21 protein-coding genes are annotated in these 14025 nt (G+C 37.0%); 1 reads left to right on the top strand and 20 read right to left on the bottom strand.

From position 1 onward, the window contains the following. Nucleotides 1-57: 57 nt before the first annotated feature. From J0656_RS04180 to J0656_RS04085, 20 genes are all read right to left on the bottom strand, one after another. Nucleotides 58-1350 carry a M20 metallopeptidase family protein gene (locus tag J0656_RS04180; RefSeq protein WP_207031763.1) on the bottom strand — a complete coding sequence of 431 codons (1293 nt, stop codon included), beginning with the start codon at nucleotides 1348-1350 and terminating at the stop codon, nucleotides 58-60. Between the two features lie 77 nt (nucleotides 1351-1427). Then, on the bottom strand, nucleotides 1428-2018 hold the full coding sequence (locus J0656_RS04175; RefSeq protein ID WP_207031761.1) for a Crp/Fnr family transcriptional regulator: 591 nt from the start codon (nucleotides 2016-2018) through the stop codon (nucleotides 1428-1430). A 30-nt stretch (nucleotides 2019-2048) separates the two neighbouring features. Continuing rightward, nucleotides 2049-2501, bottom strand: coding sequence for a hypothetical protein (locus J0656_RS04170; RefSeq protein WP_207031760.1), 453 nt, complete (start codon nucleotides 2499-2501; stop codon nucleotides 2049-2051). Continuing rightward, nucleotides 2485-3018 (bottom strand): hypothetical protein, encoded by a 534-nt coding sequence (locus J0656_RS04165; RefSeq protein WP_237688843.1) that lies wholly within the window; start codon nucleotides 3016-3018, stop codon nucleotides 2485-2487. The genes J0656_RS04170 and J0656_RS04165 overlap by 17 nt, the downstream gene beginning before the upstream one ends. Before the next feature lie 138 nt (nucleotides 3019-3156). Then, the gene (locus J0656_RS04160; RefSeq protein ID WP_207031756.1) at nucleotides 3157-3525 is read right to left on the bottom strand and encodes a DUF2200 domain-containing protein; all 369 of its coding nucleotides are present in this window, start codon (nucleotides 3523-3525) and stop codon (nucleotides 3157-3159) included. A gap of 1 nt (nucleotide 3526) precedes the next feature. Then, a complete protein-coding gene (locus tag J0656_RS04155; protein ID WP_207031754.1) occupies nucleotides 3527-3925 on the bottom strand; it encodes a DUF1801 domain-containing protein in 399 nt (132 codons plus the stop codon). 10 nt (nucleotides 3926-3935) lie between these two features. Next, on the bottom strand, nucleotides 3936-4313 hold the full coding sequence (locus tag J0656_RS04150; protein ID WP_207031752.1) for a nuclear transport factor 2-like protein: 378 nt from the start codon (nucleotides 4311-4313) through the stop codon (nucleotides 3936-3938). Between the two features lie 109 nt (nucleotides 4314-4422). Beyond that, complete coding sequence (locus tag J0656_RS04145) at nucleotides 4423-5106, bottom strand: aspartate/glutamate racemase family protein (RefSeq protein WP_207031751.1); 684 nt, start codon at nucleotides 5104-5106, stop codon at nucleotides 4423-4425. A 49-nt stretch (nucleotides 5107-5155) separates the two neighbouring features. Further along, nucleotides 5156-6238 carry an FG-GAP repeat domain-containing protein gene (locus J0656_RS04140; protein WP_207031750.1) on the bottom strand — a complete coding sequence of 361 codons (1083 nt, stop codon included), beginning with the start codon at nucleotides 6236-6238 and terminating at the stop codon, nucleotides 5156-5158. 181 nt (nucleotides 6239-6419) lie between these two features. After that, the gene (locus J0656_RS04135; protein ID WP_207031749.1) at nucleotides 6420-6803 is read right to left on the bottom strand and encodes a hypothetical protein; all 384 of its coding nucleotides are present in this window, start codon (nucleotides 6801-6803) and stop codon (nucleotides 6420-6422) included. A gap of 135 nt (nucleotides 6804-6938) precedes the next feature. Then, complete coding sequence (locus tag J0656_RS04130; protein ID WP_207031748.1) at nucleotides 6939-7346, bottom strand: SRPBCC family protein; 408 nt, start codon at nucleotides 7344-7346, stop codon at nucleotides 6939-6941. Nucleotides 7347-7487: 141 nt separating this feature from the next. Continuing rightward, a complete protein-coding gene (locus tag J0656_RS04125) occupies nucleotides 7488-7814 on the bottom strand; it encodes an MmcQ/YjbR family DNA-binding protein (protein WP_207031747.1) in 327 nt (108 codons plus the stop codon). Between the two features lie 54 nt (nucleotides 7815-7868). Then, nucleotides 7869-8264 carry a VOC family protein gene (locus tag J0656_RS04120; RefSeq protein WP_207031746.1) on the bottom strand — a complete coding sequence of 132 codons (396 nt, stop codon included), beginning with the start codon at nucleotides 8262-8264 and terminating at the stop codon, nucleotides 7869-7871. Nucleotides 8265-8295: 31 nt separating this feature from the next. Continuing rightward, nucleotides 8296-8607 carry a helix-turn-helix domain-containing protein gene (locus tag J0656_RS20415; protein ID WP_417946499.1) on the bottom strand — a complete coding sequence of 104 codons (312 nt, stop codon included), beginning with the start codon at nucleotides 8605-8607 and terminating at the stop codon, nucleotides 8296-8298. 136 nt (nucleotides 8608-8743) lie between these two features. Then, nucleotides 8744-9115, bottom strand: a complete 372-nt coding sequence (locus tag J0656_RS04110) for a VOC family protein (protein WP_207031743.1) — start codon at nucleotides 9113-9115, stop codon at nucleotides 8744-8746. A gap of 173 nt (nucleotides 9116-9288) precedes the next feature. Beyond that, nucleotides 9289-9822, bottom strand: coding sequence for a dihydrofolate reductase family protein (locus J0656_RS04105; protein ID WP_207031742.1), 534 nt, complete (start codon nucleotides 9820-9822; stop codon nucleotides 9289-9291). A gap of 72 nt (nucleotides 9823-9894) precedes the next feature. Further along, nucleotides 9895-10629, bottom strand: a complete 735-nt coding sequence (locus J0656_RS04100; RefSeq protein ID WP_207031741.1) for a helix-turn-helix transcriptional regulator — start codon at nucleotides 10627-10629, stop codon at nucleotides 9895-9897. A 218-nt stretch (nucleotides 10630-10847) separates the two neighbouring features. Further along, a complete protein-coding gene (locus J0656_RS04095) occupies nucleotides 10848-11201 on the bottom strand; it encodes a hypothetical protein (RefSeq protein ID WP_207031740.1) in 354 nt (117 codons plus the stop codon). A 293-nt stretch (nucleotides 11202-11494) separates the two neighbouring features. Then, on the bottom strand, nucleotides 11495-12613 hold the full coding sequence (locus J0656_RS04090; RefSeq protein ID WP_207031739.1) for a GNAT family N-acetyltransferase: 1119 nt from the start codon (nucleotides 12611-12613) through the stop codon (nucleotides 11495-11497). Between the two features lie 66 nt (nucleotides 12614-12679). After that, nucleotides 12680-13660, bottom strand: coding sequence for a transporter (locus tag J0656_RS04085; RefSeq protein ID WP_207031738.1), 981 nt, complete (start codon nucleotides 13658-13660; stop codon nucleotides 12680-12682). Between the two features lie 87 nt (nucleotides 13661-13747). Here J0656_RS04085 and J0656_RS04080 point away from each other — a divergent pair, with 87 nt between their 5' ends. After that, nucleotides 13748-14008 carry a DUF4834 family protein gene (locus J0656_RS04080; protein ID WP_207031737.1) on the top strand — a complete coding sequence of 87 codons (261 nt, stop codon included), beginning with the start codon at nucleotides 13748-13750 and terminating at the stop codon, nucleotides 14006-14008. The last annotated feature ends 17 nt before the right edge of the window (nucleotides 14009-14025 follow it).

Raw genomic sequence — 14025 nt, 5'->3', positions numbered from 1 at the left:
GAGGGCTGACCTACAATATTATTAGATGTCCAGCGCTATTTGAGGCAATATTTATGGTTATGGGTTCAATCTTTCGACAATCAAGGACGAAAAAAGATTGACACCGGTCTTGATACAACTTTCGTCAACGGCAAAATTAGGTGAGTGAGTCTGGGCTATAATCCCCTTTTCATAATTGGAACCTCCCATAAAAAAGTATACACTTGGCACTTTGGGCAGGAAAAACGCAAAATCATCACTACGGCCATCTGCAACAACCCCATGTAGGCGAAGCACTCTGTTCTCCCCATAGATATCCGATAATTGGTCCAAACTTTCATTGATCAATCTTTCATTGTTGTCAAGGGTAGGGAAGACGTTTACAAGTTCGGCGGTGCTAAAATCTTCCGCAAATTCTGAATCGGCTATCTTCTTTTTTAGAGATGGTATGGCAGCATCGCGTTGTCTTTTGTCACTAAAACTTATAAAACCACTGATTTTTACACCATCATCGGTGTCCCTAATTGAAAAATTATTCTTGTCTACCGTAGTATAATTTTTGTAGATAGACTTTGTTCCAGCGATTCCTATTTCTGGGTCGCCCATGTTCTGCATGTTCCAGAATTTGCTTTCGGGAGAGACATTTTCAAGGGATAGCATTGCTTGCTTTGCAAATTCGAACAACGCATCCTTATTATTACCTTTCTTAAAAAGAAGGTCCACTTTTTTGTAATCTGAAAACATTTCTTCAGGTTTAGCGGCTATAGTGCCTGCGGGGAATGGCGTAACGTGCATGGCGTACATTTCCTCAGGCTGAATCATATCGAAAAGGCCATCGTCCATCATGGCCAGAGCACCTTTTATATTTTCTTCGGATGGCTGAAATACAAAATATATAGTTCCCTCTAAATCTTCTTTTTGCTGTACTAAAACATTTGCAATGCCAAGGGCGACCGCTGTGTGTACATCGTGCCCACAAATGTGCCTAACCCCTTCATGTTTTGATGGAAAGTCCACTACGTCGGGAGCTTTGGATGGCATTGCATCAATATCGGCCCGCCAAGCAATCTTTTTACCAGGTTTTGCACCTTTTAGAATGCCAACAACGCCATAACCGCCAATTCCTGTTTTTACCTCCAGTCCAAGTTCTGTTAAGTATGCGGCAATTTTTGTCGATGTCCTTTTTTCCTCTCCACCTACTTCAGGGTACATGTGGAAGTCCCTTCTTATTTTGACCAAACTATCAAAAATTTGTTCGGTATGTTGTTGAATTTCTGTGTGGATAGGTGTAATACCATTTTGACCAAACGATGAAATGGTTACCAAAAGGAAGAAAAATATAGTTAATGTGTTAGATGGTGTCTTCAGCATGATTATAATTTTATTTTGTTTGATGCAACAAAGATGAAAACTAATATTCGGTGCTACCTGACACATATGTGACAATCTTATTTTTTGGCGATTTTACTTCGTATTCTGCTCAAGGATTGTCTTTCGATACCCAAAAACGACGACAAATGTGTCAGACTTATACGATTTATCAACCCAGGGTTGTCTTTTATAAAGTTTAAATAGCGCTGTTCAGCAGTATCAAAAAGGAAGCTTTCCACCCGGTCAGTTTGAATTGTCAGTACCTTTTCGGCAATAAGACGGCCATACCTTTCGTGACTCTTAAAGTTGGTATACCCCTCTTGGATATCGTCATAGGCAAGTTCTATAATGGTGCAGGGCTCCAGACATTCCATATAATATTTGCTCGGACGTTGCTGTATAAAGGCCGGATAGTCCGTGGTATATTCATTTTCTTTCACAAACCCTGTGGTAATGGTTTTCCCTTTTTCGTTGATGTAGTATCGCCTTAACAATCCCTTGCAAACAAACCCCATTTTTTTTTGAATTTCCCCGCTCTTAAAAAAGAAATTCTTTTTAGTATATTCTTTTATGGATAATTGTGAGCGAAAGAGCGTCCTTTCTTCGGATGATAAATATGCAAATAATTGGAGGTAGGCTTCGAGGTATTGTTGATGGGATTTTTCCAAGGATTGAATAGGGTTGGTTCTATGAAAAATTTAAGGTCGTTTTCTTTGATTTAGTACAAGTCCACGAATTAAGTTAAAAAAATAAACGAATTGCCCAATAATAACTAACAACACCATGGGTTGTATAATGGTTTGCAGGGCTCTATTATAATTAAAAGTTTCCATTGAAGTATGAGTTGCCTCATCCTTAATAAGGTGAGAAAGCAACCAAATGATACCAAGTCCAAGGATTGTTATGACCATGTGTGAAAAATTTAGCCAAATGGAAAGTCTTTTTCTTCTTAAATACATCATCCAGTAGCCTAAACCCACCAATCCAAAGAATATGGAAATCAAAACAGTAAAGTGAAAGAAGTTGATTATCAAATAAATATCATGAATATTTAGTGAAACAACCTCGGAACGCTTTAAAAATCCAATTAAAAGCAATACAGGTATCGTAACCCAAAAAGAAATGTAGGGCTTTTTAAAAAACTTGTTCACTTTTCAACTTTTTATTCAAGGTAACTAAAAAATCTTTTTTTTGCCCAATATCTTTAAGGTTTGCCTCGAACGTTATGGTCTTGTTTATTTTGGGGAACGATAGTTTTCCTTTGGCGATAGAGTAGGTGACCAGTACATTTAAATAATTGTAGGCGAGAATAAATTTTTGGAGATGGTCTGTAGGCACCACTTCAAAACCTATTCGCTGTGCTGTTCTTTTATTGATGATATAGCTTGTTCCCTGTATCGTGGTACTTGATTCCAAGTCAGTATTTTTAAGTAGATTCAACAATCCCTCCACATATTGCTGAATGATAAAGGTTTTCCGCTGATTCCCGGTCATTTCTTTATCTATCACAAAAACATAGTCGAACAATGTGCCTCCATGAATTTTGATAACACCGTCCTTGGGTTTTTCAGAGAGCATCAATAATGAATGATAATGAAGTTTGCCACTTTTTTTCATGGAAGGGACATCAATGAAGGGGGCCACTAGGGTAATTACCGCCAAAAACATGATGATGCCGAAAAAATAAAATTGGATTACCCAAGCCAACCAACAGGATAGAATTATGACAAGCAGGGCCAACAGAAGAATCCAAATCAGAATCCGGCTTTGCTCTTTTTTGGTTTTGCTGTAGAATTTATGCGTCAATTAATTACCTGTCCTAAGAATTTTCTCCATCTTTTTACCCTTGGCCAGTTCATCTACCAATTTATCCAAATATCTGATTTGCCTAGTGATGGGATTTTCAATTTTCTCAATGCGATAGCCGCAAATTACGCCTTTTATCTGTTCTGCATTAGGGTTCAATTCCGCTAAATTAAAAAAGGTTTCAAACGTGGCCTTTTCGGCGATCAGTTCTTCCATTTTTTTCTTGTCAAAACCTGTCAACCATGTTATCACTTCATGGAGCTCTTCCACGGTTCTCCCTTTCTTTATAATCTTGGTAACATAGTGCGGATATACCGATGCAAAAGTTAGTTTTGCCACTCGCTGATCATGTTCCGGTGTGGTCTTCATATTACTTAAGTCTTTCCAATTTTCCTTTCCGTTTCACAATGTTTTTATAATCCCATTGTATTTCCTCGGATTTCTTTAACCAACGTTTAAGGTTCTCTGTGTTGATCTCGACAACCGAATTATAGAATATGGATGCATCCTTAAATTTTTCCCCCCGAACAGACAATTCATCTTCGTTAAAGTCAGCCCCGCTCCAAAACATTAAACGCACTCCTTTTTTTTGCTTGCTGTAACCGACAATGGGATTGCCATCTAAAAACCATACAGGATGGCCATGCCAAATTTTGTTTTCAGCATGGGGAAGCTCACTGTCAATAATGGCTTCGAGTAGGTCACAAGTCTCTTTTTCCGAAGGGTTTAGCCCATTGTTATATGCTTGGATTTCTTCTTTTATGAGCATGGTTGTATAATTAAACCTGTATAACGTATGAAGTTATGGATTTTATTTTGGCTCCTTTGGCCCCTTTGAACATATAAAAATCCGAGAAGGCATACTTGTGGTTGCTTTCTGTGGTAATGATTCCATTTACTGCCCCTTCTTTACCGTGGGACATTATTTGATGAAGAATTAATTCAGAAGTTTTCTCTTCTTTCATTTTTTCCAGTTCAACGATAAACTGTTGTTGACCTTCAATTTTTTTATCTCCAATTATGTTCCAAACAATATCCTCCGTTACACTCTGCTCAAGAAACGCTAGATCTCCTTTGGCAAATGCAATATTGAAATTTTTTAAAAACTCCATTTTTGGGGAATTTCCACAATTGGGGGTCGATACAATTTTTGTCATACTATCGGTTTGAGCTTTTCACGGAGGTTTGGGGCCTCATAAGTTGTTGGATTAAAGTTAATAAGAAAGTAGCAATGAATTATAACCGATGTTTTCAGCCTTGAAGCTTTTATTTATCCAGTGCAAAATTTACAATACTTTCAACATGAATTCTTGTTGTGTCGAATACAGGAAATTCAAAATCGATTTGTCCAATTAACAAAGGGATCTCTGTACATCCCAAAATAAGTCCTTCAACTCCTCTTTCTCTCAATTCATTGGTATACCGTATAAATTTTTGTTTAGATGCTTGATTTATAATTCCTTTTCCAAGTTCGTTTTTTACAATATCCTGTATTTCTTCAATATCTTTTTTTTCTGATGGAACTATAGCTTCAATTTTATATTCCTTCAGTTTATTTCGATAAAAATCCATCTCCATTGTAAATTTTGTGCCTAATAATCCAACCTTAAATAGTTTTTGTCGTTGTATTTCCTCTGCTGTGGCAGATGCTATATGAATGATGGGAATTCCAAGTGTTGATTGAATTTCGTCAGCAAATAAATGAGCCGTATTGGCACAAAGGGCAATAAAATCCACATTGTTTGACTTTAAACTCTTGCAAGCATTAAGGATCAAATCGTAAGAGTTTGTCCATCCTCTATTTTGGATATCAGAAAAATTCAGGGAATATAGTATGCATTCGGCGGAGTTTAGTCCTCCTAATTTTTCGTTGATGCTTTGGTTTATATATTTATAATAGTCCAAAGTGGAAGTCCAACTTAATCCGCCTACCAATCCTATTTTTTTCATTTCAGTACAGTCCTTTTCTTTATTTTGTTTCGAACCATTGTGCCCAAAGCTATTTTTTTTGTGTTCTATAGTATAAGTTCCAAGTTCCGGAATTCGATTCTACAATGTCTGGAAAGCCATCGCCGTTCAAATCTCCTATTTCTATGTTATAGGTATCGTCCATTAAATCTTCCCTCAACCCAATTTCATTAAACGTTCCATTTTTTTGTCCCAAATGAACATAGTTTCTTTCTTCCGAATTTCCCTCAACGATGTCCAAATATCCATCTTGATTTAAATCAGATATCTTAATCGAGGAAGTATTACGTTCTGATTTAAAATCAAAAACGCGATTGAAAGCCAAGCTTTTATCACCGAAGTAAATACTGTTTTTAGAACCTAAATTTCCAGTTGCAATGTCCAAGAATCCATCTTTATCAAAATCCCCAATATCGATTGAACGAGTTTCATCTTCTTCATTGCCAAATTCTATGATTTTTATAAAATTCTGTTTCCCGTCATTAATATAAACTCGATTTTTGTTCTGTCTTTCTGCCGTTATCAGGTCCAAAAAACCATCTTTATTAATGTCTACCACTTTAGTTTGTATTGTCTGGTCGGATTTATGGCCGAAAGCGATTGTATTTCCAAAATTTCCCTTTCCATCATTTAAACAAATTTCGTTTTCAGCCTTTCTATTCGATAGGATTAAGTCAAAGTCTCCATCGTTGTCAATATCTGCTATTTCAAGATTTCTTGAAGGCGATATGGAACCAAAAGAGGTTGCATAATCAAAGTTTTGATTGTCCGAACCAAAATAAATTTTATTGGGAACGTTGTCATTGGCGACAGCAATGTCCATAAATCCATCATTGTTGAAGTCGGCACTTTTGATGGCATAGGAAGCATCAAGAAATTTTCCGAGGGGTTGAGCCACCTTAAAGCCTCCTTTTCCGTCATTGTAATAAATATAGTTCTGTTCTGCCCAATGTCTACCATTTGCAACGAGTGCATCCAAATCCCCGTCTTTGTCAATGTCAAACAAGGTTATTGATGCGGTTCGGTTTGATTGCGTTCCTATTGAAAAGAATCCATCTGCATTAAAGAAGGTTGTTTCTTGAGCAGATCCGTTAATTGTTACTGTGAGCAGCATAAGAAATGTTAGTTGTATTCTCTTTTTTTTCATAATCATGGGCAACGTATCGCTTATTGGTCATAGCGGATTTTACGCACTAATGTTTAGAGTTTAAAGATAGGAAAAAGCAATAGAGAAGGATTTTCTCCCTATGGCTTGCGATAGTTTCGCGGCATTTTACTTTTTACAGAAAGGCTTGCTACCAAAATTTCCATTTTGGCTTATTTGATTTTCTATTATTTCTACGCAAAATATTCTCACAACTTTTATCTATTTCTAGTCGATAATTGTCATCGAACGCCTCTTCATCATCCCCCAACGCAGCATTTATTTGTTGCGCCATATCAAACATTTTCTTTGTTACAAACTCGTCTGGATGTCTACTTGAAATTCGTTTTTCTTCAAAATATAATACTGGAGTATGTCCATCTATTCCACCCAATGGATGATTGACCCATAAAATTTCGTTTATATTGCTTTCAGATAGTAGTAAGCTATCGTCCGAATCAATCAATTTTTTCAGTTCCTCATATGAGATTACATTAGCCTCTTTAGGTCTAAATATGTGTATTTGATATCCCATTATCGTCTATTTTTAATTGAATACAACGGATTTGGTTTTGATAAAGTTGTGGTTGGTGGGCTATTGCAGCACTAAATCGTTCATGTTGTTTAGTTTAGGGTAGGAGGCAGCAATGAACTATAGTACCTTTTCTTATTATGATTCAACGTATTTTTTAAAATTCCCTAGTATAGCTTGCCAGCCTGCACGTTGCAGTTCGTCGGAATTCGTTCCCTCTGCATCAAAGGTTTCGCTAACTTGAATTTCATTTCCGTTTTGAGTGAATTCAATGTCAACTTTTCGTCCGTCTGACATCTTATACGAAATCCATTCTTTTTCAGCAATTTCATTATATGTTCCCTCAAAATCAAACCCCACACTACCATCTTTAGCTTCCATTCTCCACGAAAATTTTTCATTCGGTCGAAGATTGTTTTCAGCTTTTGGGCAACACCATTCGTCCGTTGCAAAATTCCAATTCGTAATATGCTCTGGATCTGTCCAACAATTCCAAACTTTGTCAATGTCAGCTTTAACAGAAACTTTGACAGTTATTCTATTCATATTTCTCCACGTATTTGTTGTCTTAAATGTAGGAAATTTAGTTTAAGGCTGGAGGGAACAATGAAATAGCCAGTATTAGTTGTAGTTATTTTTATTAACTATCCCCCATTTTGGCGGTTCGTTTTTATTTTTAGTTATTTCTTATCTGTTCCCAAAGCTTCTGGGTGCAACTTCACAATATGCCACTATCAATATCTTGGTCAGCAAATCTTGATTGACTTCACTCAAATCTATGAATGTCCAGCCTTGTTTTCCCCATTTGTTGTCTACTGGGTAAATTTGGGAATCTAATGATGAAAAGTTATCTTGTTCGCATTCAGATAGTTTAACCGTAACGCGATTGTTTTTTTCGTCATACGTTGCAAAAATTTTATTTTTAACCCGAAACGATATTTTTTCAAAATGGGGTTCTACCGTAATTTCCGGAAAGTCCAGTATTATTTTTTCCAATGTCCCAAAAGTTGCCATTAGCTGTTTTTTACAGTAGTTAAATGAGTCAATGCACAAAGCCGCTTTTCATTTTCATAACATTTCTACTATTTGTATGTTGTTGCCGCAAGTGTCGTTAAACACGGCAATTTTTACAGTTCCCATTTCAGTTGGGTTTACACTAAATTCAACCCCAAGGCTTTTAAGTCTGTCATATTCTGTTTGTGTGTTTTCAACATTAAATTGGGTGTATGGTATACCTGCGTCCATGAGCGCTTTTTGATAAACTTTTGCAGGTTCAAAATGGTTGGGCGAAGGCTCCAATAAAATTTCCGTTCCGTCTTGTTCTTCCTTGTTTACCACGGTTAGCCATCTATTTTGTTCACTCAATGGAACGTCCATTTTTTTCACAAAACCCAATGTTTCAGTATAAAATTTCAATGCTTTTTCTTGGTCTTGGACAGGAATACTTAATACTTTTACTTTCATTGTTTTGATTTTTAAATTTAACACCCAAATTTCAAAAATCGTTTTTCGATTGACTTTGTGAAAATTGCTCAATTTGAAAATCAGTTGGCGTTCGTCCAATCTTTTTTTTGAAAAGTGTACTGAATGAACTTGGACTTTCAAATCCCACAGTGTAACAAGTTTCTGATACAGACATTCCCTTTTTTAAATAGCTTTTTGATTGCCCAATCCTTTTGTCGATTAGGTACTGTTTTGGTGTTTGTCCGTAGTACTTTTTAAAAAGGCGCAAAAGATGGAATTTTGAAGTAAATCTGATGTGTGAGAGCAAATCCAGATTCAATTTTCTATCGAAGTTGTTCTCCATATAGTTTCTCGTTCCGATTGCGATTTGAATTTGATCTTTATTTGAGTAGCAAATCCCTTTTATCCGATTTATTTCTTTTTGATAGAATGTCATCTTGTTCACATTACCGCCAATGGATTGTTTTTGGTCAAAACTGTTATTTTTCTCTCTTTTGTAGATTGAATACTGTTCCTGCAGGGTCTTGAATCCAGTGCATATTTTCTGGAAGTTCTTCAAGCTCATCACAGGTTTCCACTCCTTTCGATTCCAAATAGCTTGTGGCTTGTTCTACATTGGGGACTGTAAGTTGTAGCCAAGTTTCTGAATGTGTATAATTATCCACGCAGTCCAACCAAATTACATTTTTTCCAAATTTAACTTCATGGGTTCTTGAAACGGTTGGATTGGTAATTGGTTTTTCTTCCACATCCAACTTCAATATATCTCTGTAAAAAGCAACGGTTTTCTCATATTTATTTTTGGGAATCTTTATTGCAATGTTAATTCCTGCTTCAAACTCTGCATCCATAATTATTTTTTGTTGATAGTGATTTTAAATGATTGCCAAAGGTCAAGTGTATGGGCAGTAGCGGATTTTAAGCCACTAAACTGCAGATAGCACCGACCTTCGATTTATAATTGTATGTTTCAAATTAGCACTTAATCTGCTATTGCTTATACACAATGTTGGCGGTTCGTTTTTTACTTTTTCCGTTTGTAATGGAGCTGCGTCAAGCCTGTTTCAAATGTTTTTGCTTTTACAAATTCGAGTATTTGTTCAGGTCGCCCTTCTTTAAATAATCTTGTACCATTCCCTAACAAAATAGGAACTATTGAAATAATAAATTCATCAATTAAATCATTTTTTAATAGTTCATTAATTACTTCTGCACCACCGTCGCAATAGATGTTTTTCCCGTTTTCAGATTTGAGTTGTTCTACCAAATCAGTCATTTTACCTGTGTAAAAAGTTGTTCTACCAACACTTGGTCTTTGGGTTCTTGTTATCACATATATGTCTCTTTGTCCATTGTCGTAAAATGACGAGCCAATTTCCTTAAGAACGTAATCATAGGTTTTTCTACCAATAATAAATGTATCTATGGAATCCGTAAATTCTTTATAACCATAGTCTTCACCTTCTTTATCTACGAGTTTTAAGAAACTCAAGTCGTCATTAGATTTTGCAATGTAACCGTCTAAGCTTGTGGCAATGAAAAGTGATATTTTTCGCATCTGGGTTAAATTTTAATGTTTTTGCAAAATTAATTTTCGACAACCACATACGCTTTGTATAAATGCGACATTTTAAAGTAGTGTTGGTGAAAGTCCTGTATTTCGCTTGATATCATTATTAAGATGTGAATGGTCATAATAACCGCACTCAAATGCAATATCTAATAAGCTGCGATTTTCATTTGAGTTTTTAATTATGTTCAAAGCATTTTGAAAGCGAATAATGTTTGAATATTCTTTTGGTGAAAGCCCTATTTGTGATTTAAACTTTCTTTCTAATTGCCGCACAGTTATATGATTTCGCTTTGAAAGCTCTGAAATGCTCAATTTTCCATTTGAAGAATGAATATCGCTGATTATAGATTGTAGCTGGTTCTCTTTGCTTTTAATTCTGTCTAAAAAATATTGGTTTAGATAATTGGAACTGTTCGCAAGAATTTTATCAATATTAAATGAATTGGGTTTTTCAAATTCGATGGTGTTATCGGTCAGTTCATCCTGGGCTACATAATTATAAAAATTCGTAAAAGTTGCAGGTTTAAGGCAAACTCCTAATAGATGTGTGTTACTGTTGATAAAACTGTCTTTAAATGAAGTCATTGCACCAACTACATAGGTTTTTCCGAATTCCATAGATAAAGAACCATTATTGGTCAAACAGGTTTCTCCTATGTTCATTACTAAACCGGCACAGCCATCTGGAAAATTTCGCTCCCATTGTCTGTCCGAGTCTTCTCCTTTAAGTTCCCAATAGGAATGAATAAAGGGTTCTAATTCTTTATATGGTTTTGTTTCTATGTATTCCATCAGTTTCGTGATGTTATTTTAAATGACCGCCAACGTCTCGGCTCGATTTCGTTGTGGTTGGCGGCTGGTGAGCGACGGCGTGGGCCGGTGCGATTTTCCAGCGAGCCATAGCCGCGTAACGAAAGCATTCCAGTTATTATTAGTTTTCTTAAAAGTAGGGAATTTAGTTCAGGGTAGGAGGGAACAATGAATTATAGCCAGTGTTGTGGTGTCGTTTTTTATTTTAGTCCGTCCAGAACTTGATTTACACGACCATTATTTATTCCAATTTTTTTCAACTCCAAGCAGAATTTTTTAAATTCTTTATCAAACTCGTTTTGTAAATCATCATCTCCACAATATAATTCCCAAAGAGCACCCGCTCCACCAAATAATGCATTTGTCAGTGTATTTTTTTTAAAAGATTCAGAGTCTTTTCTCATCGCAGAAGCGAGCACATTATTCAATTGTTGTGAGCCAATACTTGTTCCAACTTTACTTAATATACTCTTTAAATTCACTATGCTTTCCGAAAGAGATTTGATGTTTTCATCCGAAAAATCAAGGGTTCTATGTTTTTTGAATATGCTCATTTTAAAATGCATCACAACTTGTTTATATACCGAACTTTCTTCCTCATATACCTCAAAAATGGAAGGCTATGCTTAGGTAATACTCGCGCTTTGTATAGCTTTTCGATTTTTTAAGGATGGAATACCGCATAAAAAAACGGGTCACTTCCACATAGGTGTTTACCGTATGGGGACTAATCCTTTTTTCTTCGAGCCAACGCCGGAACCTTATTAATTCTTCTTGGTGAAACGGGTCAGCAGGGGGCAAAGATAGCCGTTTGGTCTTGTTCGGCGGTTCAAATGGCCTGGGAGACCTACAGATTCCTCACATAGGTGCGCCTACGTTTGATGACCTTCGGGTCGAAATGCTTCCACATTTGGTGTATGGCAATGTTATCTTCCAATTCCGGTGTACGGATGCAGTTCACTACGCCACGTTTTTTAAAAGTATGGTAGTACTCATTAAAAATAATGGAAGTCACCCCCTTGTTCTGGTATTTGGGATGAATACCGATCAAGTAGAATATGGCATCCTTGCTGTTTTTTCTTGCACTCAGTAGGTGAAAAACACCAAAAGGGAACAGCTTCCCGTTCGCCTTCTGCAAAGCTTCCGAAAAAGAAGGCATTACAATGGCGAAAGCGACTAGGTTATCATTCTCATCAATCACAAACTTGATGTATTCGGGATTGATGAAGCTGATATATTTTTTCTTGAAATATTCTTTTTGAATGTCCGTAATCTTCACAAAAGAAGATAGTTTGGCGTAGGAGTCGTTAAAAAGGTCGAACATCTTGTCCACCCACGGCATAATGTCCGCGCTTTTTTCAAAGTTCAATTCCCGAAGACCGTAACGCTTTTTGATCAACAAATTGGCTTTATAAAACAGTTTGGGGTCCGCATTTGCGGCCAAAAATTTGCTCTCACTATATTTTTTTTCAACGGAAAAGCCGTGTTTTTCGTAGTGCGATTGGTAATATGGATGATTGTACCACGTAATCATGTTCCCGATGTGGTCAAAACCTTCGGTAAGAACGCCCACCTTATCCAGATTGGAAAACCCTACGGGACCTTCCATATACTCGAGCTGGTTTTTGTTGCCAATCTCTTGGACTTTGTCCAACAAAGCTTTGGAAACCTCAAGGTCGTCCACAAAATCGAACCAACCGAACCGCATTTTTTTGAGCCCTTGTTCCTTTACTTCCAACCAATTGATGATAGCCGCTATGCGCCCCACGATTTTGTTGTCCCTGTACGCCAAAAAGAACTGCGCCTCCGCCGTCTTAAAAACAGGGTTTTCATCTTTATCAAAAGAAGCCATTTCATCTTTAATGATAGGCGGAACCCAATAAGGGGAGTCCTTATATAGCGAAAAAGGAAATTTTACAAAACGCTTAAGGTCGGACTTGGACTGAACCTGCTTAACGGAAACCATATATACAAATTAATGCCCAATATTAGGAATATTACTTGCAGTAGAAAAATGAAGTTGACGGAAAACTTAAAAATCTATAACCCCACCATTCTTTTTGTTACGCCTTTTTGATTTTTTATTGGAGTTCTTCTTGATTTTTCCGTTCATGCCCGATTGTTGTTCGTTGATAGGAATGAGTTCATCCTTGTGAAAATCCAAACGGTAAGAAAAGCCGAGTACCACGAAAATACGCGAAGGATCGCTCTGAAAATTAGAACCTAAATGAAAATCGGCCTGAAAATTCGGATTGATCAAGCGAGCAACACCTGTTCTAAGAATAATATCGGAATAGCGGTCCCCAGAAATTCCCTGGCCTTCAAAAAATACGCTCCATCTAGGGTCACGAAAAGCATGCGTTACAGAAAGTGCATAGCGCCATTCAGGGAAATCGGTGGTAATGCGATCATAGGCAATATTGGAAATCAATACAAACCTAGGGGAAAGCCTGCTCTGTGTCTGTATGCCCCCACGATAAGAAACCGTAGGTTCCCCAGGGTGAAAGGGATTATCTCCCACCACAAAATTGGCACCGCCGTACACCGATACCGCAGGAATCAAGTTTTTCCATTGGAACAAATTATTGGCCCGCCAACTGTACAAGTTGGGCTTGTTGTGTTCGGGATTTTTAAAAGGGTCGAAGACCAAATATTTTAGCCCGACCCGGTTCCTGGAAAAATTGGTCAAATTACCTTCAATCCCCAAATCTGGATAAGTGATGCTCTGCGTAATAAAGGAGCCCTCGGCAATCACTTCCAGTTCTTCAAAAAGTAGACCGTACCTAAAAGCATAATCGGCCCCGAAAATGTTGGAGTCCGAATTTAAATCTGCATTATCCTGCTGTTCGTACAACATTCCTATCTCGGCCTGTACCACATTTTTTCCAACAGCGTAGGCACTGGCAGCCCTTCCCGGTCGGTTGGAATTGATCACGTCGGTATATTGGGCGAAAGTAAAAGTTGGGAACAGAACGAAAAGAAATAATAACTTTTTGATCATGGAATTATCCATATAACTGGGTTTTTAATACTATTTTAAGATACGTTTGATGGCTTTACGGGACTAACAGTGTAAATTTGATACAATAACTAAGGTTATATGGTTTTACTACAAACGATTTTAATTGTCATATTAGTATATTACGGGTTCAAATTACTTTTGAAGTGGCTAGCCCCGAAGCTGTTGAATTATGCGGTTAAAAAGACAAGCGAGCGATTTGGACAACAATTCGGAAACCATCAAGATTTTGATGGTCGACAACACCATGAAGGGGAGACCACCATTTCCAGAAAACCGCCGCGCAGATCCAATCCCTCAAAAAAAGTTGGAGAATACATAGATTTTGAGGAAATTGATTAATATTTGCGCTATCAAAA

The organism is Flagellimonas aurea (genome assembly GCF_017313785.1).
Lineage (GTDB): Bacteria > Bacteroidota > Bacteroidia > Flavobacteriales > Flavobacteriaceae > Flagellimonas > Flagellimonas aurea.
Note: the sequence above shows the minus strand (reverse complement) of the source record. Positions and strands in the feature narration are given on the sequence as shown.